Below are 22791 nucleotides of genomic sequence, written 5' to 3'. Positions count from 1 at the left end.
TTTGTGGTTATTAGTCGGAGAAGCTGCCTTGCAGGTGCTCGGCACGGAACTCCAGGGTTTGCGGGCGATAGCCAGGGCGCAGCGGTGGGACTGGCAGGCAGTCGTCCCAGGTGGCGCCGGCCTGCAACTCGCCTGGACCGCGATAGCGTGGCGCGGCGTAGACGTTATCGGCCAGGTTAACCGTGTCTCCCGGCGCATAGGCTGCGACGCGCCAACGCAGTTCGGTCAGTGGCACGTTGTTGCCGTTGTTCAAGGTCAGTTTTAGCGGGCGATCCGCCGGGCAGGCTTTCGGTTCATAGCTGATACGCAGCTCCAGTCGCGCCAGTTGCTGGGCCTCGCGGTTATCCAGCCAGACCACCCACACCGCCACCAAGCCCAGGCCGACTGCGGCCGCCAGGGATACCGGCAACGCCTTGGCCGGATAGCGCAGTAGCAGGATCAGCCAGGTGATGATCAGTAAAACGCCAAAGAACATGATGGCAACCTCGTGAACGGATAAACCATCCTACTGTGGGGGAGCTGGATTGACTATCTGAGGTTCTGTGGTGTGTTTTCGGGCGTCATCGCAGGCAAGCCAGCTCCCACATTTTGACCGCATTCCAAATAATGTACGCGGTTGTAGGTGGGAGCTGGCTTGCCTGCGATGAGGGCTTCACATTCACCAAAGAATCCCAAGAAAAAGCCCCCGTCCAACCGGCTGCGGATAGGGGACGCAGTCGGTGGGACGGGGGCTTTTTGTTTTACTCGTTACTGCGCGATAGTTTTCACCGAAACCCCACGCTCAATAGGTGTGGAGCGCCCGTAGATATCTTCAAACCGCTCGATATCGTCTTCGCCCAGATAGCTGCCCGACTGCACTTCGATGATCTCCAACGGGATCTTGCCTGGGTTACGCAGGCGGTGCACCGAGGCAATCGGGATGTAGGTGGACTGGTTTTCCGTAAGCAGGAACACGTTCTCGTCACAGGTGACTTCGGCGGTGCCGCTGACCACAATCCAGTGTTCGGCGCGGTGGTGGTGCATCTGCAACGACAGGCACGCCCCCGGCTTGACCGAGATGTGTTTGACCTGGAACCGGCCGCCCATGTCCACCGAGTCGTAGGAACCCCACGGGCGGTAGACTTCGCAGTGGTTCTGGGTTTCGCTGCGGCCCTGTTCGTTGAGGGTGCTGACCATCTGCTTGACGCCCTGAACCTTGTCCTTGTGGGCAATCATCATCGCGTCTTTGGTTTCCACCACCACGATGTTATCCAGGCCGATCACCGACACCAGTTTGCCGTTACCGTGGATCATGCAGTTGCGGCTGTCCTGAATCACTACGTCACCCTTGCTGACGTTGCCGTTGGCGTCTTTTTCATTGACGCTCCACAGCGACGCCCAGCACCCCACATCACTCCAACCGGCACTCAACGGTACTACGCAGGCGCGTTGGGTCTTTTCCATCACGGCGTAGTCGATGGAGTTGTCCGGGCAGCAAGCAAACGTGGCTTCGTCGAGGGTCACGGTATCGGCGGTTTGCTCGCTGCGTTCCAGGGTCAGCAGGCAGGTGTCGTAGATGTCCGGATCGTGTTTTTTCAGTTCCTCGAGGAAGCGGCTGGCACGGAACAGGAACATGCCGCTGTTCCAGAAATAGCCACCGCTTTTGACGAACTCGGTCGCGCGTTTTTCATCAGGTTTCTCGACGAACTGTGACACGCGGCTGACGCCTTCGGGCAGCAGCGAATCGTTGGTGGACTTGATGTAGCCGTAGCCGGTTTCCGGGCGGGTGGCCGGTACACCGAACAGCACCATCTCGCCGCGCTCGGCCGCCACCGTGGCCAGGGCCAGTGCGCGTTGCAGGGCTTTCTGGTCGTCCAGTACATGGTCAGCCGGCAGCACCAGCATCAACTCGTCACGGCCTTCATTGACCAGCATCATTGCGGTCAGGGCCACGGCCGGCGCGGTGTTGCGGCCGAAGGGTTCCATGAGGATGCGCTGGGTTTCCAGTTTTCGGGCGCTCAGTTGCTCGTTGACGATGAAACGGTGGTCCTTGTTGCAGACCACGATGGGCGCGTCCATGCCTTCGAATACGAGGCGCTCCAAGGTTTGCTGGAACAGTGTGTGTTCGCCGGTCAGCGCCAGGAATTGCTTGGGAAACTGTTTGCGCGAAAGCGGCCAAAGACGTGAGCCGCTACCACCGGAAAGGATGACTGGAATCATGGTGTTTCTCCTTGAATCTGTATGGGTTAGAGCCTGTGGGAGCTGGGTTTGCCCGCGATAGCATCACCTCGGTATATCTGAAACACCGAGGCGTCTGCATCGCGGGCAAGCCCGGTTCCCACAAGAGAATTCATCAGCGAGTCGATACCGGGCGTTTTACCCAGACTGGCGACAGGCTCGAACCGGAGCCGGTGACGTACAGCACCGCGGCTTCACCACGTTCCAGCGCCACAGGCTTCACGTCACCGACTTTCTTGTCGCCGTCATACAGCGCCAGGGAGACCTTCACCGGGTTGATCTCGCGTTCGCCACGGCTTTTCGCGGCCACGGTGTCGACGACTTTGGTCTTGCCGTCAGCGGTTTTCAGGGTCAGGGCTTTGTCGCTGAGGTTCTGCACCCGCACCAGGGATTTCTGCTTGTTCTTGAACGGCGGTTCTTCGATCAGTTGCGGTTGGCCGCTGCCACTGTTGACCAGGGTGTAGTAATGATCGGCGGCCAATTTGACCGGCAACGTCTGGCTGCCGACCTTGGCGCTGTAGTCGCCGCCCGGCATGAAGCTGAAGTCACTGCTGGCCAGCGGTGCAACGTCGCTTAAGTTGGTGCTGCCAACGGTGGCGCTGACTTCCTGATTGCTGGCGTTGTAGACCCGCACAAAGCTGGAGCCTTTCGGAGCGACGGGGCCGTAGAGGGCGGCGTCGCCACCGGCGAAGGCGGACATTGATACAACGCTCATGCCGGCAACCAGTGCAAAGGTCTTGGCGAGATGGCGCGCATTAGTAGTGAAAGTCATGTGAGTTACCTCTCTGTCAGTTTTGCGCCCGGTTGGGCGTCTCGGATTTCTGGGCATTTACTTGAGTGTTGAGTGCCATGTTTTGTTGGCGCGTACCGGCTTGTTTAAGTTGCGCGACCCACTGCGGGTCGGCATCGCCGATTTCGTTGTTTATGGGCAGATAACGTTCAGGGAACTCCCAGATCAGCACCTGGGGTGGGCTGTTCTTGAAGTCGTCGCTTTTCAGGTAGCTGAGCATCGGCAGGATCGGACCGTGGCCGTCTTCGGCATAGCTGATGACGTCGCTGCCCAGGGCTTGCTTGAGGGCTCCGACGAAGTTCCAGTTGGGGTTGGCGCTGTAGCTGGTACCGACCAACGCGACAGGTACCTCACTGTCGGCGAACAAGGCGTCGTCGCCCTTGTTTTCCACAGCATGGGTCACGCGTTTTTGCAGAGGCTCCTTGGGCGGCATCAGGTCTTCGAACAACGGGTCCAGGGGCAGGAACAGACGCAAATCACCGCTGTGCGGCGAGGTTGTCTCGGCTTCGGTGACAAAGCGCTGGGGTTCCCCACTGAGCGGGGTCTTGTCAGCAATGAACTTGGCCAACTGCTTGGCGGCCACTTCGGCACCGTCCGGGGTCCAGTGGGTATCGGTGCGCAGGAACACTTGCTGGCCGTGAAGTTTGGCCTGTTGCAGCGGGCCTATCAGGTCAGGGGCGAGGATCTTGTCAGCGGCCATACGCGCATGAAAGTCCTGGTAGAGACCGGCATGGACGCTCGCCGGTTGCACGTCACCCAGGTGTTCCGGGTACAGGCGCACCTTGGCCGGCACAATTGCCATGACTAACTGAATACCCTGGGCCTGGAGCTTCTGGCGCACACCTTCCACCAGGGCATAGTTGCCTTGCAGGTTCTGGTCTTCGTTGGCGGCGGGGTTGAACTCCTCGTCGCTGTACAACCAGTGATCGCGGCCCAGCACCACACCGGGGCGACCTTCATTGAACAGCTTGTAGTCCAGCGCCGCCCAGAGGTTGGTACCCAGGCGTTTGATCGGGAACTGATCGTCGTAGTGGGTCTCGATGGCCTTGGTCCAGCGACCATTGAGCACCGTGGCATCGGCGTTGGTGCTGAAACCGAAGAAACTGCGCATCGACCAGGCGCCCAGCGCGAGCAGCACGGCCAGGAACAAAGCGATATAGAGGACGCGTAATGAACGGGTCATGGTCGGCTCCCTCAGAACTGGAAGTAAAGGAACGGCGAGAAGCTCTGCGCCGAAAGTTTGAGAATCGACGCTACGAACAGCAGCAGCACCACGGCGCGCATGGCGTAGCGTGGCCAGTCAGCTGTCCAGTAGGCCGGTTGCACGGTGGCGTCAGTACCAACGGTGAAGCCGGGTTCGTGGATGCTGCCGGGGTTATCGCCCGGTACGGCCTTGATCAGGCTCGGGTCTGCCGGCTTGGCTTTGTCCGCCGGGCGGTTGCTGTAGAAGTCCCGCAGGCCAAAGAACGCCAACGTTGCGTACGCCACCACCAGGGTTGCCACTTGCAGGCCGGTGAGGTTGGCGCGGTTGAGTTCCGACAGCGACCACTCGCCAAAGCTGAACATCGCGCCGTACATACGGCCGGCGACGTGCAGGTTTTCGGCGCGGAAGATCACCCAGCCCATCACCACCAACAGGAACGTCAGGGCCCAGCGAATCGGGTTGAAGCTGCGTGGCGAGGTGTTGAGGCCGATGGCTTTTTCAATCGCCAACCACATGCCGTGCCAGGCCCCCCAGACGATGTAGGTGATATTCGCGCCATGCCACAGACCGCCCAACAGCATGGTCAGAAACAGGTTGCGGTAAGTGGTGAGCGTGCCTTTGCGGTTACCGCCCAGCGTGATGTACAGGTAGTCCCGCAACCAGGTGGACAGGCTGATGTGCCAGCGCCGCCAGAACTCGGTGATCGACTGGCTGATGTAGGGCTGTTTGAAGTTTTCCATGAAACGGAAACCCATCATCAGGCCCAGACCAATGGCCATGTCGCTGTAGCCGGAGAAGTCGAAGTACAGCTGTGCGGTGTAGGCCAGCGCACCCAGCCAGGCATCGCCGGTGGTGGGGTTTTGCAGGGCGAAGCAATGGTCGGCGACCACCGCCAGGGTGTCGGCAATGAACACCTTCTTGATGAAACCCTGCATGAACCGCGTGCAACCCTCGGAGAATTTGTCGAGGGTGTGGGTGCGGTTATTGAACTGGTCTGCCAGGTCACGAAAGCGCAGCACCGGGCCGGCAATCAGGTGCGGGAAGATCGCCACGAACGCTGCAAAGTCGATGAGATTGCGGGTGGCCGGAGTGTCGCCGCGGTAGACGTCGATGATGTAGCTGATGGACTCGAAGATGTAGAACGAGATCCCGATCGGCAACAGCACGTGGGTGAGGATGAACGGCTCAAGACCTGCTGACTTCATCATCACGTTGATGCTGTCGACCCCGAAGTTGGCGTACTTGAAGTAGCCGAGGATGCACAGGTCGACGGCCACGCCCAACAACAGCCAGCGCTGGGCCGGCTGGGTGCGCACACCTGCCGCACCGACCTTGAGGCCGATCCAGTAATTCCACAGGGTGACGGCGGCGAACAGCGCCAGGAAGTCCACCCGCCACCAGGCGTAGAACACGTAGCTGGCAATCAGCAGCAGCAGATTGCGATAGCGTTGCCCGCTCAAGTAATACAAGCCGAGGAAGATCGGCAAGAACAGAAACAGGAACACATTGGACGAGAAAACCATCCCGATCTCTCCATGTTTAACCAACAGTCAAGGGCCAACGGCCCCCCCTAACCCCCCACGGAAATACGCGGGGGGCGGTATTACATTTCACGGTTAGAACCGAATCAGTGTGGGAGCTGGCTTGCCTGCGATGGCGGTGTATCAGTCGACATCAATGCTGAATGTCGTATCGTTATCGCAGGCAAGCCAGCTCCCACATTTGGACCGAGTCCAACCGCAAGTTTTGTATCAGCTGCCTTTGTTACCTTTCTCATGTGCCGGGTCATAGACCTTGGTCAGGTCACCCCCAAGCCGGAACGTCTTGAACGGCTGCATCTGATGCTTGCGTTCAATCACATCCGGCGCGCAGGTGTAGAGGGTGCAGAAGGGTTCGAGCCAGGCGAATTTCATGTCTTCCTTCAGGTCTTTCATGTCCTGCTCTTTGCCGTTCTTCTGCTCGAAGATGTTCGGGTCTTTAACCCCGGCCAGCACCTTGTCGCCCAGGCGCTTGAGCGCACCGTTATTTTCCTGGCGCAGGTCCACACCGTTGACCAAGGCAAAACTGGCGATCATCGCCAACGGCGGCAGGGCGTAGTTGTGGTACGACAAGGCCCGTTGCTGACGCTTCAATTCGTTGGGCAAAAAGCCCTGGTCGTCGACCTGGTTGGCGCCGACCTTATATTCCTTCACGGCCCAATCAAACAGGTCGCGGCGGTTGGTGGCGATGGAGGTTGCCATCACCGACCAGGCGGCCCAGTAAGAGTGGTTGTTGGTTTTTTCCAGCGGCAGGTTGTCCCAGTCGCTGACGACTTGATCAGCTAACTGGTTGAACCAGGCTTCGATCACCTGCGACTCCTGCTGATGGTTAGCCAACGGGTGGGAGTCGGAGAACTTCAAACGGATATAGGCCGAAGCCATGCTGCCCAGCGCCCATTTGCGCATGGATTTGCCGGTGTGATTGAAGTCCTTGGACATCAACGCGTCAGCCTTGGCCCAGCCAGTGAGCCAGTTCAGGGTGCATTCCAACTGTTCCGGACGACCGTCGCGCATGAACTGCATCACCCGTTTGCTGGTGTCTTTTTCCAGGGTGGTGATGTCGGCAGTGGTGTCGCGAAAGGCTTTTTCCGACTGCACATTCAGCGTCGAACGAGCCTTGTCAGAACCTTCGTATTTGCTGCGAAATTGCAATGGGCCGGTGTAAGGCGTCGGCATCGAATCGCAGCCGTCCTTGGCGTCACCGCTCTTGAATTTTTCCACCGGCGCGAAATAACCCTGGGGCGGGCGCAGTGGGGCGGCGGCGTTGACCGAACCGGCGAAAATCGCTAGGCCGAGTAACGTAGGTATCAATAACTTCTGCATAAGTAACCTCATTGCCCAAGCTGAGCGGTCTGTTGACCGCCGCGTGGGAATACGTTGCGTGTGCAAATTTTCGCTTCGACTTTTTGCGCGGCAGTACCCGCCTCGGGGCCCTGCACTTCCACGGCCAGCAGGTTCTGCGAGGCCCAGTCTTCATCGGTACGCAGTTCAAAGGCGAAACGCCCGTCTGTATCGGATGTTGAGGGTTTGTCGATCTTGATGTCCTCGTGGCGACCGTTCATGTACCAGAGGGTGGCTTGCAAGGTTTTCACCGACGGATCGGCAAAGCGGATGTCGACCTGATGGCTGCTGTTGCGCAGGTCCATGTTCTTGCTGTTGACCATCAGCTCATTCTTGCCGGGTTTCAACGTAGTGCTGGCGCTCATCTGTGCAGGCTTGCCTTCACAGCCGTTGTCCAGTAACGACATCATTTGGCGGTAGATGGTTTCCTGGTCCAGGCGATACAGCGGTGAGAACTCCCAGATCAGGATCTTCGGTGGGGTCTTCTGGAATTCATCGCTGCCCAGGTACTGCAGCATTGAACCTTCCAGACCACCGCCGGGGAACGCGACGTTGAGGATGTCGGCACCGATTTCCTGTTCGAGGAATCCGGCAAAGTTGTAGTTCTTGCCGCTGTGGCTGGTGCCCACCAGGGTGATTTGCGGGTTGCCGGAATCACCAAACAGGTCGCCGTCGGCCGCCTCACCCTTGGGCTCGGTGGTGAACTGGTCCATGTACTGGATCGCGTAGCTGGTGCCGCACAGTTGCCCGGCCATGTTGTGCAGGGTGCCGGTCTTGCCCATGCGGCCGGACCGTTTGGTCTCGAATTCGCGCTTGGGAATGTCGGCAAATTCCGGCATTTGCTTGACCTTGGCGGCGACGATTTTAGCCGTGCGTTGGGCGCCATACGGCGTCCAGTGCTGGTCGCCACGGAAGTAGAAATCATGGGCCGGCAGTTCGTCCGGCAATTGCTCGTTGGTCAACGGGGACAGGTCCGGCACCACATAGCCCATCTTGGCGAAGCGGCCGAGCATGGTCTTGTAGTTGCCCAGCGCCTTGTCGAAATCGAACTTGGCTTTCTCCTCGGGGTTGAGCTTGTTGCGGTTCACCAGGCCACGGGTCGGCTGGTAGACCACCACCAGTTCTACGCCCTTGCTCTTGAATGCATCGTGCAACTGTTGCATGCGCTTGTAGCCGGCGGGGGAGGTGTCGAATTCGGTGCGCAGGTCTTCCTGGGTGCGGAACAGCCAGTCGCCCTGGGCTTGCACCAGGGTGGTGAAGTTCTGCTGGTAGCGCGTGGTGTAGTTCTTCGCGTCATGCGCCTCGGGGCACAGGTTGCAGCACGGGTCGGCAGTGAACTTCGGAGCCTGCGCTTCATCGGCGCGCACGCCGCTGCTGGCGGCCAGAATGCCGAGGGTCAAACCCGAGAGGCTGAGCAGTTTGATCATGTGTGGGTGCATAAAGGTCATCCTCAGTCCTGCATTTGGGTCTGGCGTTCGACAGGGTCGATCAGCACGGCTTTCTGCTGGCGCACCAGCAAATCGAGAATTTCATCCTGGCGATCGCCGAGAATCCCCGAGAAGCTGATACCGCTGGTTTTGGTCGGAGCGAGCATCGATACGCGATACAGCTCAATGCTCAACGGCGAGTCGATGGACAGCGGTCCGCTGCCGTTGGCCGCCAATTCACCGCCGACCACGATCAGCGACACCTGGGCGTCGAACGGGTCGAGGGCGATGTCACGGTCGGTGTCGGTCAGGTCTTTGATGTGGCCGTAGACCCCGGTCAATCCGTTGGCCATGGCGACGTTCTCGTACAGGCGAATGTTCACACTGTTACGCACGCGGATGCCGTGGCGACGGTTGCTGATTACTTTGTTGCCCCACAGCAAGTTGTCGCCGCTCTCATAGAGGGTGATGCCGTCGGTGTGGTTGCGGTAGATCTCGTTATCGGCGATCAGGTTGTTGACGCTGTTACGGTCAATCACCAGGCCCGAAAGCTTGTTGTCGTAGCTGCGGTTGTTGAAGATGAAGCTGTCGTTCACTTCCCGGGAAATGATGATGCCGTGCTTCTTCTTCGTCCCGTAGACAGTGTTGTCGGTGATGATCAACCCATGGGAACGGTCGTGGGGGTCGATGCCGTAGACGATGTTGTCTTTGTAGGTGTTGCCCTTGATCACAAAGCCTGTGGTCTCGTAGCAGTAGAAGCCGTACCACATGTCGGAGAACTCGGAACCGATGATCCAGCCGGTCGGTTCAGGGCGCTTGAGGACCTTGGCCATGTTCGGCGTGTACTGGGAAATACTCACCCCGTAGGACTTACTGTTGGCGTAGCCGAAGCTGGCCATCTGGCTGTTGACGATATAGGTCTCGGTGCCGCCCCAGGCCAGCAGAAACGGGCGGAATTCCTTGGGCGACTGGAAGGTCGCCGGGCCGTTGGTCTTCTCGCGCCAGCCGGTGATTTTGGTATCGCGTACAAACAACTGGCCGTCGTTGATCAGGAACGAACCGGCTTCCTGGGACAGGCGCAACTCTTGAGTCTGCTTGTCGATTTCCAGGATGCCCTTACGCCCAACCACGATCGGCAACTTGGCCAGGAACACACCGGGCGAGGTTTCACTCAGGTACTGCTTGGGCACTTTTTTCAGCAGGTCCTTGAGGTTCATGTAACCGTCATCGACAAAGATCGCCTGGGGAATACCGTGCTGGCGCACCACCCATTCGGCCATCTTGTTGTCGCCGCCGATAAAGTCCTTGAGGGCGTCTTCCTGCATCATCCGACGGATGCTGATCTTGCCCGCCTTGGTACGGACAATCTTCTTCGCCACGGCCTCGGCGGTGTAGCCCGAGACGTCTGGCAGTGCAGGCTTGGCCAGTTCCAGCGACGCGGTGGACGGGCTGCTGATGGTGTAGGTCTTGGCCTGTTGCAGTTCCTTGGCGATGGTGGGCGCCTTGACCGCCGCCGCGCCATCGGCCATGGCCGCAGTGCTGGCCAGCAGCATGGCTGCGACCAGCAGGCTGACCGAGCCTTTGAGGGCTTGAGGATTCATTGCGCAGGCTCCCATCAGAATCGCCAGACCACGTCGACAAAGGCGCGGTGCATGTACGAGTCGACTTGTTTGCCATAGGCATCGCCCGGTTTGAACACGCCACCACGGAAGCGCACCAGGGCCGACGGTTCGTCGATGGACTGGCTGAGCGCGGCCGGCAACAGGCCTTTCTTGAAGTACTTGGTGACCACCAGGTCCATCTCCTGGCCGAGGTCTTTCTTACCGTCTGCCAAGGGCAGGGAGGTACTGGAAAGCACGGCGCCGGTGACGTCGTCGGTATTGTTCTGCACGGCATCAATGCCGTTGCTGCCCACCGGCTTGTTGCCGTCGACGCGCCAGAACTTGTGGTACACAAGGCTTGCGTCGTAGTCCTCGCGCAACTGCCAGGAACCGAACAGGCTGATGGATTGCATGTTGTTCATCTCGCCGCGAAACGCCTCGCCGAAACGGTGAACCCGCGATTGGGTGCCGGTCCAGTTCGAGCGGTTGCTTTGCAGACCGTTCTGCTCGTAGTCGGCGCTGGCGCGGGCATAAGCTGCACCCACTTGCCACTGCGGGTCGAGGCGCAGGCGTACACCGAGGTCGGTGGCCCAACCGTCGACGTCGTCGCTGCGCTTGGCGTTGGCCGGGCGGGTGCCGTCAGCGTTCAGGGCGTTGACGGTGTCGCGGTCGCCCTTCATGCCAGTGATGCTCGCCCAGTAGTTGACGGTGTTGGTGTTGCGCCAGTTGTAAGCGTCACTGTTGGCTTCGATGCCGAGCCAGGTCAGGTCGCCGTTTTCGCGCTTGTCCAGGGAATCGGCGGGTACGCCTGGTTCCGGGTAGTCGAGCTTGCCGTCGTCATGGGTGTGATGACCGCGCAGGCCGATCCACTGGCCCGGCGTCCACTGGTAGGACACGTCACCGTAGAAGTGTTGACGGTCCTTGTCCTTGGGCGACAGTTCCTTGAGGTCGGTGCGGTATTCGCTGAAGCGTTCGGCGGCGCCGACATTGGCCTTGAGCAAGGTGGTGTCGAAGGTCCAGTTCAGCGCCTCGATATTGGTGTCGCGCCATTGGCCGTCGTCGTTGTGCAGGCGTTGGCGACCGAACTTCAATTGCTCGCCAGGGTAGGGCGTGAAGCCGCTGTAGCCGATCCAGAACTCGCGCAGGGCCAGGTAGTTTTTCTTGGTCTTGCGGTCGTCATTGCTCGATTGCTCGGTGCCGTCGGCCTGTTGCAGGGTGTCGGTCTCGATGATGTCGCTGGCGGCCACCGCCTGGCCCATGGCGTAGGCGCTCCAGTTGCCGCTTTCACCGTAGATCCACGGGCGCAGATCGAGGCCGATGCCGTTGACGTCGCCGCCCGATTTGGTACCCAGGTCGCGGTCGTCTTCGGACTGGCCAGTGACTTTGACTTCCAGGCCGAAGTTCTTTTCTTCGGTCAGGGCCGCCAGGGTCGGGCATGACCACAACAGCGCGAAGGTCAGGCCAATACCGGCCTTGACGAATGGATTGAGTTTCATAGGGATTCCTCGCCGTCTTCTTCTTGCAGGGCGTGCAGTTGCAGCGTGCTTTGGCTCAAGGCGCCACGGGTGGCCAGCTCTTGTTGCACCAGGCGTTGGCCTTCGGCGCGCTGGTCAGGCGGCAGCTGTTCTTCAAGTTGCGTGGCCAGTTCGGTGGCCTCTGGAGTGTCCTGGGCCTTGGCCAGTTGGCTGAAGACATAAGCGTTCAGTGGGTTGGGCTTGGTGCCCTTGCCTTGGGAAAACAGCTGGGCGATGGCGAAGTCGGCGCTGTTCTGGCCATTGCGCGCAGCGGTCAGCAAATGGTCCAGGGCCTTTTGCGAATAGACCTTGCCCAGATAGCCACGGCGGTAGATCTGGCCGAGGTAGTAATCGGCCGCCACTTCGCGGCCCTGGGCTTTCTGGAAGTGCGCTTCGGCAGCCTTGGCATCGGCCGGCACCCACTTGCCTTCGTAGTAGAGCTTGCCCAGCAGCAACTCGGCGCGGGGCTGGTCGGCGGCGCGACCGTTGTCCAGGTACTTCATCATTTGGTCGACATCGCCCAGTTCTGGGAAGTCGTAGAGCAATTGCGCCAGGCTGACCCATGACGCCGGGTAGCCGGGGGCGATTTTTTCCAGCAACGCCTGGGCGGTTTTTTCGTCAGGTTTGCCCAGGCTCGCATCGCCCAGCACGCGGGCCACGCTGTCCACCCGTTGGGCGGTGACGGTGCCACGGCTATAACCCGCTTCCAGTTGCTTGAGCAGTTCGGCTTGTTGCTCTGGTTGACCGCGTTTCTGGTACACAGTGGCCAGCTCGACGTAGCAGATGTCGGTGGTGTTCAGCGCGGCCTTGCAGATGCTTTCGACTTCATCCAGGTGTTGGTCGTAAGTGTCCTGGGTGCGGTACAGCAGCACTTGGGCCAGGCCGGCTTCCGGGTAACCGGCGGTGCGCCACTTACTGATCTGCTGCTGGGCGTTGACGTTCGGGAAATCGTGCGGGTATTGCAGGTACAGCATCGCCAGCGGGATCAGGGTGTTGCCCTCGCCATTGGCGAAGGCTTTTTTCAGCAGGCCTTCGGCCTCGACGTGCTCGGCTGCTGTTGCACCGGGCTTGGCCACCAGCAGGCGACCGAGGCGAGCCTGGGCGCGCGGCGAGGTGTCAGCGGCCGCGCGATAAGTTGCTTCGGCTTGCTTGATTTGCTCAGGGTCGCGGGTGCCGACCTGGATGTCCGCCAGGCCCACTTGGGCCTCGCTGTAACCCAGGTCCGCCAGTTGTTGATAGTTCTGCGCAGCCGTCACCGTGTCGCCGCGCTTGAGGGCTTCGTTGGCCAGGCGCTGGTCGGGCAGGCCGGCGCAACCGGCCAGACTGATGGCGAGGGCCAGTGCGCAGTATGAGGCAGCATGCGAGCGGCTTTGTGTGGGAGCTGGCTTGCCTGCGATGCGGGCGACTCGGTCTGACTGAAGCACTGAGTCGATGCAATCGCGGGCAAGCCCGGCTCCCACAGAAGCCCGTCCCCACAGAGAAAGCGTTGTTTTAGGCGTGTTCACAGGCATGTCCTCCGCTTAAAGACCGGCAGCCATGGCTTTGTCGATCAGCCAGTTCAGGGACGGGCCACGATCGCTGGTCACTTCCACCGGGCGGCCGGCATAGGTGCTGTCCAGCGGTGCATCGGGCTTGATCTGTACACGGATGTCGGAAGACAGATCGGTGCTGTTGAGGCTGGTGCTGCTGACGATGGTGCCGGTGCGAATCTGTTCTTCATCGGCAACCTGGAAGTTCACAGGCGTACCCGGACGCACATCGGCGAACTGGCGATACGAGAAGCGCGCTTCGACGTTGGCCTGGCTGCCGCGCGGCACCAGTTCAAAGATCACATCACCTTTGCTGGCGTACTGACCGTCAGCGACCATTTGTCGGGCTACCACGCAGTCGCACGGCGAGGTCAGGGTGCCGGTCATTTGCTTGCCGAACAGCTCTTCGACCTTGGCCGGTTGCAGCTGGTCTTCGTCCAGATGGCCCTTGAGCACATCAAGCATGCTGGTGCTGAAGGTTGCCAGTGGCGCGCCCTTGGCAGCGACCGCATTGTCTTTGATCAGGCTCTGCACGGTGCCGTCGCGGGGCATGGTGACGTTCATCCCCGCTACGCTGACCACGCCAGCCTGGGCATGGCTGACGAAGTACATGCCATACACCGATTTGAAGATGAAACCGAAAGCCGCAAGACCCACGAGGAAGATCGCCAGGCTGAAGGTCACCGCTTTCAGGCGACCGAACACGCTCATGCCACTGCCGCCGTCCTTGATTTTGCGTGCCTTGGTGAAGTTGTCGCGCTGCAGGGTCGCCAGCACGTCACCCATGGTCACGATATCGCCGGACAGGTGTGAGGTGATCAGGTGGCGCAGGGTGGAAATGTCCTGGGCGTCGAGGTTCTGGAATTGGCAACCGGTGCGGCCGGTCTGGCGGTCGTAGGAACGGACCAACAACTCAACGTCCATTGCCAGGCCGAGGTTGTCGATGACGAACTGCAGGCGGCCTTTGTGCACATCGCCAACTTTCAGCGGCTGTTGGGGTGCGTTGAACGCCAGGCCCCCGGCGGACAGGTCTATGACCCGCACTTCCATGGGTGTGCGGTCGGCACCGAAGAAGCGCAGCTTGGCCGGGATCTTGACCCGGGCGTGTTGGCGCTGGGCTTCGGACTCATGGACGACGTTGGCGTTGACTGGGGAACTCATTGGGCTGTTCATCGGTGTAATTCCTTAGTTAATTCAGGCTTGGCAGGGTCAGACCATCATCAGCAACACGGCGACGAAAATGCTGCCGGCGGAGAAGGTCATGGTCCGAGACGACCAGGTGTTGAACCAACGTTGAAAGCTGGCCAAATCGCGGGTCAGTTTGGTGTCCTGGCGGGTCCAGGACTGTTGATCGAGGCGGAAGAACACGTAGATTTTCACCAGCGCGCCGACGATCTGGTTGTAATAGAGAATCACTGGATAGGCCGGGCCGATCTTGTGGCCGGAGCACGACAGCAACAGGGTCAAAATCAGACGGGTGATGCCGATCCACAGCAGGTAGGCAAGGATGAACACGCCGCCGTATTTGAAGCTGGCGATGATCGCTACGGTCAGGCCCAGCAACGACGTCCACATCGACACGCGCTGGTCGAACAGCACCACGCTGGTGAATGCCCCCAGGCGTTTTACCCCCAGGCCCAGGGCTCGGGAGTTCTGCCGCAGGTTGTTGCCGTACCAGCGGAACATCAGTTTGCGGCTGGCCTTGATAAAGCTCTTTTCCGGTGGGTGCTCGACGGTGTTGATCGCCGCATCCGGCACGTAGAAGGTGTCGTAGCCCAGGCGCATCAGGCTGAACCAGCTGGACTTGTCGTCGCCGGTCAGAAACTTGAAACGGCCCAGGCGCCAGTGTTGCAGCGAGTCGCTTTCTACGTCGGCGATAAAGCCTGGGTCCGTCACCACGCTGGCGCGGAACACCGACATGCGCCCGGTCATGGTCAGTACGCGTTTGGACAGAGCCATGGAGCACATGTTGATGTGGCGTTGGGCGAAGCGCAGTTTGTGCCACTCGCTCATGATGTAGCCGCCGCGCACTTCGCAGAATTCGTTGGTGGTCAGGCCGCCGACATTGCCGAACAGTTGGAACCACGGCACGGTTTTACGCACAACGCCTTCGGCGAGCACGGTGTCGCCGTCGATCACCGCCACCACGGCGCGGTCGTCCGGCAGGTGGCGGGAGATGGCGCGGAAACCGAAGGCCAGGCCGTCACGTTTGCCGGTACCGGCGATGCGCACGAAGTCCAGCTTGACGTGGGCGGGCGGGTTCATCTTGGTCCACAGGCTCTTGACCAGCAGCTCATCGGACATTTCCACCAGGGAGCAGACTACGGTGGTGGGGAAGCCACATTCGATGGCCTCACGAATCACCGAGCTGTAGACCTGGGCAGTGGTCAGCGCGTCGATACGGAAGCTGGTGACCATCAGGAATACGTGGGACGGATCTGCGGCCTTGCCCAGCTTGCGCACTTTGCGCCGCAGATGCGGGTAGACCACATAGAGAAACAGCATGCCGCGAATAAAATGCGTGGCACCCATTGAGTAACGCCAGATGCCCACGGCGCCAATCAGGAATATGAAATCCTTGGACTGGGAGTCGAAGATGGTCGCCGGCAATGCCAGGGCGAGACACATCAGCAGGCTCAGGAAGAACAGCCAGCCAGCGGATTGAAGTAGTACGTGTTTTAACTTGGACATAAGCGTCTTCCGAAGGTGAAGGAGGCTTCAAGCTGCAAGCCGCAAGCGCTTTGAACGTGTCGCTTGCGGCTTGAAACTCGGCGCTGCTCTTACCAGCAAATACCTTCGGTACGGCCACTCACGCTGGTGGCCTTGGACATGAAGCCCACCAGGTCCACCACTTGTTTGCCGTGAGGGGCAACCTGGGCCAGTGCGCGGAACTTCTCGTCGCGGTTGCCGAGGATGATCACATCGGAGTTGTTGATCACCGCATCGAAGTCCGAGTTGAGCAGGGACGACACGTGCGGAATCTTCGATTCGATGTAATCCTTGTTGGCGCCGTGGACGCGGGCGTACTCGACGTTGCTGTCGTAGATGCTCAGGTCGAAGCCCTTGCCGATCAGCATTTCCGCCAACTCCACCAACGGGCTCTCACGCAGGTCGTCGGTGCCGGCCTTGAAGCTCAGGCCCAGCAGGGCAACTTTGCGTTTGTCGTGGCCGGAGATGATGTCGAAGGCGTTCTGCACCTGGGACTCGTTGCTGCGCATCAGCGAGTTGAGCAGCGGGGCTTCCACGTCCAGCGAACTGGCGCGGTAGGTCAGGGCACGCACATCCTTGGGCAGGCAGGAGCCGCCGAAGGCGAAACCCGGGCGCATGTAGTACTGAGACAGGTTGAGGGTCTTGTCCTGGCAGACCACTTCCATCACTTCGCGGCCATCGACGCCCACCGCTTTGGCGATGTTGCCGATCTCGTTGGCGAAGGTCACTTTGGTCGCATGCCAGACGTTGCAGGTGTACTTGATCATCTCGGCGACGGCGATGTCCTTGCGGATGATCGGCGCGTCGAGCTCTTCGTACAGCGACTGCAGGACATCACCTGAGGCGGTGTCGAATTCGCCGATGACGGTCATCGGTGGCAGGTCGTAGTCGGCGATGGCAGTGCTTTCCCGCAGGAATTCCGGGTTCACCGCGACACCGAAGTCTACGCCGGCTTTCTTGCCCGAGCAGTCTTCGAGAATCGGGATCACCACGTTAGCCACGGTGCCGGGTAACACGGTACTGCGCACCACGATGGTGTGGCGGGTGGTCTTGTCACGCAGGACAAAACCGATCTCGCGGCACACCGACTCGATGTAGTTCAGTTCGAGGTCACCGTTTTTCTTGCTCGGCGTACCGACGCAAATCATCGACAGGTCGGTGTCGCGGATGGCTTCGGCGAAATTAGTGGTGCCGCGCAGTCGGCCGGTTTGAATGCCCTGGCTCAACAACTCGCCCAGACCCGGTTCAACGATAGGTGATTTACCCGCGTTGATCAGGTCGATCTTTTCCTTGGAGATGTCTACGCCAACCACTTCGTGGCCCCGTGCAGACAGGCAACCGGCACAGACTGCGCCAACGTAACCCAAACCAAATATGCTGATGCGCATCGCATTTACCTCTGTGTTTAATCGTGCCATTAGATGGCCGGAGTTCATGTTTTAGGCGTCACTCATGCACTAGCAAGTGCGGCGAATAGACGCCGATCTGCCATGTACAGGCATACTAAAAATCGAGTGACTAACTAATGCACTCAAGTTGTGCGCAACTTGTCCTTGTTATTGGGGCTTGCCCTGAAATGCAGCCAGTCTTCCGGGGGGAAGCGCCTGGCGCCAGTGCCATAAGGGCGTTGTATTCACTATAATTCTATGAATATCAAACACTTATGTTTTATCACTGACCCATATAGGGGAGCTCAGCCTTGGCCTTATAGGAGATAGCAATGCATCGTTATCGCCTACCCTCAACTAGATAACTGATTATTCGACCGTTGAGTCAAAGTTGATATGACAACTTTGTTGCTGCTCTTGGGTCGCTGTGTAAGTCATCTCGTACAAGAACAGAGATAATCGTTACCGGTGGTATGAGCGGCACTTTGGGGCATAGTTCCTAGCCGCTCATCCTGTTTCTCGAAATTTTTTGAAATATAAGCAAAGATGGCACTAGTACTATATTGATGGCACTTGTTATTTTGGCGCGTAGTTATGGGGTGCTGAGTGAGGGGTATAGTTTTATGCCACTACTGTTTGAAAAAAGTGGTGCCACTACGAAAAAAACTGACGAATGTCGAGTGAAAGAATCGTTATGAATTTTGAGGAATAATTTTTGGCGTCAAATAAATGACGATTTTGGGGGAGTGGGGAGCGAAATGTGGGAGCGGGCTTGCTCGCGAATAGGTTGGATCAGTCGCTATCTTTGGTGACTGACACTCCGTATTCGCGAGCAAGCCCGCTCCCACCATTGGGTTCTCGGCGCTCTTGTGGCCTTATTCTGGTGCGTGATCGCGCAAAAACACCAGGTTGTCCGGCTTGGACTGCTCCGCATTGAAGCGGTAACCCTGCACGTCAAACTCCTTGAGCTGGGCGGGGTTGTTGATGCGTTCTTCAATTACAAAGCGGCTCATCATGCCTCGGGCCTTTTTGGCGTAGAAGCTGATGATCTTGTACTGGCCGTTTTTCAGGTCCTTGAACTCGGTGTTGATGATCCGCGCGTTCAGGGCCGGGCGTTTGACCGCCGAGAAGTACTCGTTGGATGCCAGGTTGAGCAGTACGTCATCGCCTTGTTCGGCCAGCGCTTCATTGAGCCACTCGCTGATACGGGTGCCCCAGAAGGCGTACAGGTCCTTGCCACGGGCGTTGGCCAACTTGGTGCCCATCTCCAGACGGTACGGCATCATCAGGTCCAGCGGGCGCAGCAGGCCATAAAGGCCGGAGAGCATGCGCAGGTGTTCCTGGGCGTAGGTGAAGTCGGCGTCCTTGAAGGTCTGGGCATTCATCCCGGTGTAGACGTCGCCCTTGAAGGCCAGCAGTGCCTGCTTGGCATTGGCCTGGGTGAAGGCTGGGGTCCAGCTGCCGAAACGGGCGGCGTTGAGGCCGCCGATCTTGTCGGAGACATGCATCAGCTCGCTGATCTGCGCCGGGCTTAGTTCGCGCAGCTGTTCGATCAACTCCTGGGAGTGGTCGAGGTATTGCGGCTGGGTAAAGTGCGGGGTCACCGGCGGGGTGTCGAAATCGAGGGTTTTGGCTGGGGAAATCACCATCAGCATGAAGTCGTCTCCTGTAATCGTGGGGGGATTCTAGGGGGTAGGGCGGTTTGACTCCACCTATGATGGTGATAGATGGCTGTGGAGATTTGCTGGGGTTGGTGTGCATATCCGTTATTTTGGTGATGGCGGCTTATGGTTTCGCTTTTACAGCGACTCACTTTTGAACAGCGCAAAAGTAAGCAAAACGCTCTTGCCCCACCACTCGGCACCTCGCCTAGGCTCGGTGTGCCCGCACTCCGGCATTGCTCCGTGGGCCCGCCGCGATCGGCCATCCATGGCCGTGCGCGGCTACCCCGGCATCCATGCCGGGGTGCCCACTACGCAATACCTGCGTGCGGCCAGCGTGGTTTAACGGGGCGCCTAAGATCAAAATCAAAAGCACGGCGGCCTGAAAGCCGACCTGAGTGGTGGAAGCAAAGGCAAGGGCCAGAGCGAAAGCAGATCTGCTTTTCTGTGGGAGCTGGCTTGCCTGCGATGGCATCACCTCGGTGTTCCTGAAAGACCGAGTTGCCTGCATCGCAGGCAAGCCAGCTCCCACAGCAGACCGTGCCCGCTTTTGATTTTGCCTTCGCTTCACACCACTCAAGCCGGCCGGTAGGCCGCTGTGTTCTTGATCTGCTTTTGACTTTGATCTTAGGCGCCCCGTTAAACCACGATGGCTGAACGCAGGCATTACGGAGTGGGTAAACCGGCAGGACGCCGGTTTAGCCGCGTTGGGCCATGGATGGCCCGTCGCGGCGGCCCACGGAGTAATGCCGGAGTGAGGGCATGCCGAGCCTAGGCGAGGCACCGAGTGGTGGGGCAAGAGCGCTTTGGTTACTTTCGCGCTTTTCGAAAGTGACCCGCCGTAAGGGCGGAACCAATAGCCGCCATAACCGCAGCAACGGATATGCACACCAACCCAACCCAACCCAACCGCCTGATCAGCTATAGTGCCCGACGACTCTGGATAGGGAGACCCTTCGTGCGAATCGCACTCATATTGTCCGCCTGGCTGCTCTGCCTGACCGCCCAGGCAGCACCGGTAGACGTGGCCAGCCTGGACCGCAGCACCTGGCCCGAAAAACTCAGCAGCCCAGCCCTGTTCGACGTCGCGTCCCGTGCAGAAATCCTGATGTTCGCTCATGCCTTGCTGGCCAGCGAAACCCTGGATGAACCCGCCCTCAAACAGCGCCTGGGCCTGAAAAATATCAACCTGGCGTCCATCGACGACCTGCGTCGCCAGCTGTGGCAGCGGCTGCTGGAGAACTACACATTCGCCCAGCAAAGCTGCGAGCAGGACGCCTCATTCTGCTACCTGGTGGAAAACATGGACGACCTGCGCGAACAGGCCGGCAAGTTCGTGATCAGCGACAACTCTTTCTATATAGGCTGGGCCGCACCCAGCCGGGCATTCCATGAACGCTACCTGGATGAACAATTGCGCAAGGCCGCGCTGTTCCCGCAGATCAGCAGCGAGATTGCCCGCTTCGGCGACCATGAACGTAATGGTGATGAGCTCAACGACCGGCTGTTCCTGCTGACTTTCGATGGCGGTCCGGCGCCGGTCGCTGGCAATACGGATTGGCTGGCCGATTACCTGCGCAAACAGAAAATGCACGCCACGTTTTTTGCCCTTGGCAACAGCCTGCAGACACGCCTGGAAAAGACGTCGCCAGCGGATGTGCAGCGGCTTTATCAAGGGCAGTGCGTGGGCATCCAGGGTTGGCAATACCGCTCCCACAGCCATTGGGTGGATTGGCAGAACTCCATCACCCGTAGCGCCAGCCTGGTGCAGAACCTGTTGCCGGAGAACTACGTGCCGTTGTTCCGCCCGCCTTACGGCCAGCGCCGCGCTGACAGTCAGGGATTCTTCCAGTCTCAGGGGTTGCAAGTGGCGTTGTGGGACATCGATTCGGAGGACGAGGCGGGGAAGCTCAAGGCCGACGAATCCGCCCAACGGGTGCTGACATTGATGCTGTTGTGGCGTCGTGGGGTGATCGTTTTTCATGACACCCAGGACAAGGCACGGGTGGCATTACCCTGGCTGTTGCAGGCGACGGCTGAAAGTGGACTTGGCTGGCAGGATTGCCGGGAAGCGTTTCGCTGAAAATGACAAAACGCCCGGCCCTGTTGGGGCTGAGGTTTTTTGGGGTAAAAATTGGGAGATATTTCGATACAGGCGGACTTCCGACTTTAACGGTGCTTGGGGCGCTCGCCTAGTGCTATTCGTCATCCTGAAAAATAAACTTCAAAAAAACGTCAAAGTGCTTTTTCCTGTCATGGGTTTTGCGGTATTACGAAGACAGACCGCCGAAACCTGCAACACAGGTGGCGTCTTCCAAGACACCTCTTGTGTGCACCGCACTTGACGCCCCTCAGGTGCGTTCGATGGTCAAATCGAGGCGCAGCACTGTCGCGGTATTGCGTCGACTGGCTCCCACAAAGGTGACCGAGTATGGATGATCATGGACGTAACCCTTCTTCCAACCAGCCAATCCTTTATGTGCTTGATACCAACGTATTGATCCACGATCCAAACGCGCTGCTTAATTTCGAAGAACACCACGTCGCCATCCCGATGATCGTGCTCGAGGAGCTCGATAAACTCAAAAGCGGGCACCACAGTGTCGCCGCCGAGTGCCGTCAGGCCATCCGCCTGATCGACAAGACCCTGGGCGAAGCCTCTCCCGAGGACGTTGAGCAGGGCGTGCCGATCCAGCGTGGCAAAAGCGGACCCAAGGGTTTGCTGTCGATCCTGATGAACAAGCGCAGCGAACCCAACAGCCTGCTGCCGGAAAACCTCAACGACAACAAAATCATCAACCAATTGATCGACCTGCACGCGCGCGACAAGGACCTGCGCCTGGTGCTGGTGACCAAAGACATCAATATGCGCCTCAAGGCCCGAGCGTGTGGGATCGCTGCCGAGGACTACAGTACCGACCAACTGGTTGACGACGTATCGATGCTGTCTCGTGGTTATCACACCATGACCGGCTCGTTCTGGGATCGCGTCAGCAAGGTGGAAACCCGTCAGGACCATGGCCGCACCTGGCACCAGGTACAACTGACCGACAACCTGCCGGCGGTGCACATCAACGAGTTCATCATCGATGAACAGGGCTTCGTCGGCTGGATCAAAGAGATCCAGGTCGACAAGTTGCTGATCCTCGACTTGCATCAAGAGCCCCTGTTGCACCAGGAAGCCTGGGGCCTGAAACCGCGTGATATTTACCAGAGCCTGGCGCTGTATGCGCTGCTGGATCCGGACATTCACCTGGTCAACCTGACCGGCGCCGCCGGTTCCGGGAAAACCATCCTGGCCCTGGCTGCCGCCATCGAGCAGACCATGGTCACCAAGCGTTATCGCCGCATCATCGCCACCCGCAGCGTGCAGGGCCTGGACCAGGAAATCGGCTTCCTGCCCGGCACCGAAGCGGAAAAAATGGAGCCGTGGCTGGGGGCGATCACCGACAACCTCGAAGCCTTGCACATGGATGACGAAAACACCCATGGCAGCGTCGATTACATCCTCAGCAAAGTGCCGTTGCAGTTCAAATCCCTCAACTACATTCGAGGTCGCAGCTTCCAGCAAAGCCTGATTTTGATCGATGAATGCCAGAACCTCACACCGCACCAGATGAAAACCATCATCACCCGTGCCGGCGCCGGTTCCAAAGTGGTGTGCCTGGGCAACCTGGCACAGATCGACACCCCTTACCTGTCCGCGACCAGCTCCGGGCTGACCTACCTGACGGAACGCTTCAAGGACTTCCCCAACGGCGTGCACATCGCCCTGCAAGGTGTCCCACGTTCGATTCTGGCCGAATACGCCGAGTCGCATCTGTAACCATCCTCGCGGCAGTTAGTGGCTAAATGCCACAAAACACCCCGGA

General features: G+C 59.2%; 17 protein-coding genes. 3 read left to right on the top strand and 14 right to left on the bottom strand.

The annotated features are described in order from the left end of the window. Window positions 1–10: 10 nt before the first annotated feature. The 14 genes from HKK55_RS20045 to yaaA all read right to left on the bottom strand — a co-directional run bounded on the left by HKK55_RS20045 (window position 11) and on the right by yaaA (window position 18913). Entirely contained in the window at window positions 11–475 is a 465-nt protein-coding gene (locus HKK55_RS20045) for a multidrug transporter (protein ID WP_169356260.1), read from the bottom strand. Window positions 476–747: 272 nt separating this feature from the next. Continuing rightward, window positions 748–2199: a mannose-1-phosphate guanylyltransferase/mannose-6-phosphate isomerase gene (locus HKK55_RS20040; RefSeq protein ID WP_169356259.1), complete on the bottom strand. Its 1452-nt coding sequence runs from the start codon at window positions 2197–2199 to the stop codon at window positions 748–750. A gap of 133 nt (window positions 2200–2332) precedes the next feature. Beyond that, entirely contained in the window at window positions 2333–2989 is a 657-nt protein-coding gene (locus tag HKK55_RS20035) for an alginate O-acetyltransferase AlgF (RefSeq protein WP_169356258.1), read from the bottom strand. A gap of 16 nt (window positions 2990–3005) precedes the next feature. Further along, window positions 3006–4190 (bottom strand): alginate O-acetyltransferase, encoded by a 1185-nt coding sequence (locus HKK55_RS20030; protein ID WP_169356257.1) that lies wholly within the window; start codon window positions 4188–4190, stop codon window positions 3006–3008. 11 nt (window positions 4191–4201) lie between these two features. After that, window positions 4202–5734: an MBOAT family protein gene (locus HKK55_RS20025; protein WP_169356256.1), complete on the bottom strand. Its 1533-nt coding sequence runs from the start codon at window positions 5732–5734 to the stop codon at window positions 4202–4204. 228 nt (window positions 5735–5962) lie between these two features. Then, window positions 5963–7072, bottom strand: a complete 1110-nt coding sequence (locus HKK55_RS20020; protein ID WP_169356255.1) for a mannuronate-specific alginate lyase — start codon at window positions 7070–7072, stop codon at window positions 5963–5965. 8 nt (window positions 7073–7080) lie between these two features. Further along, window positions 7081–8529, bottom strand: a complete 1449-nt coding sequence (locus HKK55_RS20015) for an alginate O-acetyltransferase (RefSeq protein ID WP_169357910.1) — start codon at window positions 8527–8529, stop codon at window positions 7081–7083. A gap of 11 nt (window positions 8530–8540) precedes the next feature. Further along, complete coding sequence (gene algG / locus HKK55_RS20010; protein WP_169356254.1) at window positions 8541–10133, bottom strand: mannuronan 5-epimerase AlgG; 1593 nt, start codon at window positions 10131–10133, stop codon at window positions 8541–8543. Continuing rightward, a complete protein-coding gene (locus HKK55_RS20005; protein WP_169356253.1) occupies window positions 10133–11614 on the bottom strand; it encodes an alginate export family protein in 1482 nt (493 codons plus the stop codon). Before HKK55_RS20005 ends, algG begins: the two co-directional genes overlap by 1 nt. Then, the gene (gene algK / locus HKK55_RS20000) at window positions 11611–13143 is read right to left on the bottom strand and encodes an alginate biosynthesis TPR repeat lipoprotein AlgK (RefSeq protein ID WP_237151277.1); all 1533 of its coding nucleotides are present in this window, start codon (window positions 13141–13143) and stop codon (window positions 11611–11613) included. The genes HKK55_RS20005 and algK overlap by 4 nt, the downstream gene beginning before the upstream one ends. Window positions 13144–13152: 9 nt before the next feature. Continuing rightward, window positions 13153–14322 (bottom strand): alginate biosynthesis protein Alg44, encoded by a 1170-nt coding sequence (locus HKK55_RS19995; protein ID WP_169356252.1) that lies wholly within the window; start codon window positions 14320–14322, stop codon window positions 13153–13155. 48 nt (window positions 14323–14370) lie between these two features. Beyond that, the gene (gene alg8, locus HKK55_RS19990; RefSeq protein ID WP_169356251.1) at window positions 14371–15852 is read right to left on the bottom strand and encodes a mannuronan synthase; all 1482 of its coding nucleotides are present in this window, start codon (window positions 15850–15852) and stop codon (window positions 14371–14373) included. An 89-nt stretch (window positions 15853–15941) separates the two neighbouring features. Further along, a complete protein-coding gene (locus HKK55_RS19985) occupies window positions 15942–17258 on the bottom strand; it encodes a nucleotide sugar dehydrogenase (RefSeq protein WP_169356250.1) in 1317 nt (438 codons plus the stop codon). 875 nt (window positions 17259–18133) lie between these two features. Beyond that, the gene (gene yaaA / locus HKK55_RS19980; protein WP_169356249.1) at window positions 18134–18913 is read right to left on the bottom strand and encodes a peroxide stress protein YaaA; all 780 of its coding nucleotides are present in this window, start codon (window positions 18911–18913) and stop codon (window positions 18134–18136) included. 190 nt (window positions 18914–19103) lie between these two features. Between yaaA and HKK55_RS19975 the strand changes: the two genes are divergently transcribed. The 3 genes from HKK55_RS19975 to HKK55_RS19965 all read left to right on the top strand — a co-directional run bounded on the left by HKK55_RS19975 (window position 19104) and on the right by HKK55_RS19965 (window position 22745). Continuing rightward, complete coding sequence (locus HKK55_RS19975) at window positions 19104–19265, top strand: nucleoid-structuring protein H-NS (RefSeq protein WP_169352808.1); 162 nt, start codon at window positions 19104–19106, stop codon at window positions 19263–19265. A gap of 612 nt (window positions 19266–19877) precedes the next feature. Beyond that, the gene (locus HKK55_RS19970) at window positions 19878–21002 is read left to right on the top strand and encodes a polysaccharide deacetylase family protein (protein WP_169356248.1); all 1125 of its coding nucleotides are present in this window, start codon (window positions 19878–19880) and stop codon (window positions 21000–21002) included. Between the two features lie 348 nt (window positions 21003–21350). Beyond that, on the top strand, window positions 21351–22745 hold the full coding sequence (locus tag HKK55_RS19965; protein ID WP_169356247.1) for a PhoH family protein: 1395 nt from the start codon (window positions 21351–21353) through the stop codon (window positions 22743–22745). Window positions 22746–22791 lie beyond the last annotated feature (46 nt).

The organism is Pseudomonas sp. ADAK18 (assembly GCF_012935695.1).
In the GTDB taxonomy this organism is placed as follows: domain Bacteria; phylum Pseudomonadota; class Gammaproteobacteria; order Pseudomonadales; family Pseudomonadaceae; genus Aquipseudomonas.
Note: the sequence above shows the minus strand (reverse complement) of the source record. Positions and strands in the feature narration are given on the sequence as shown.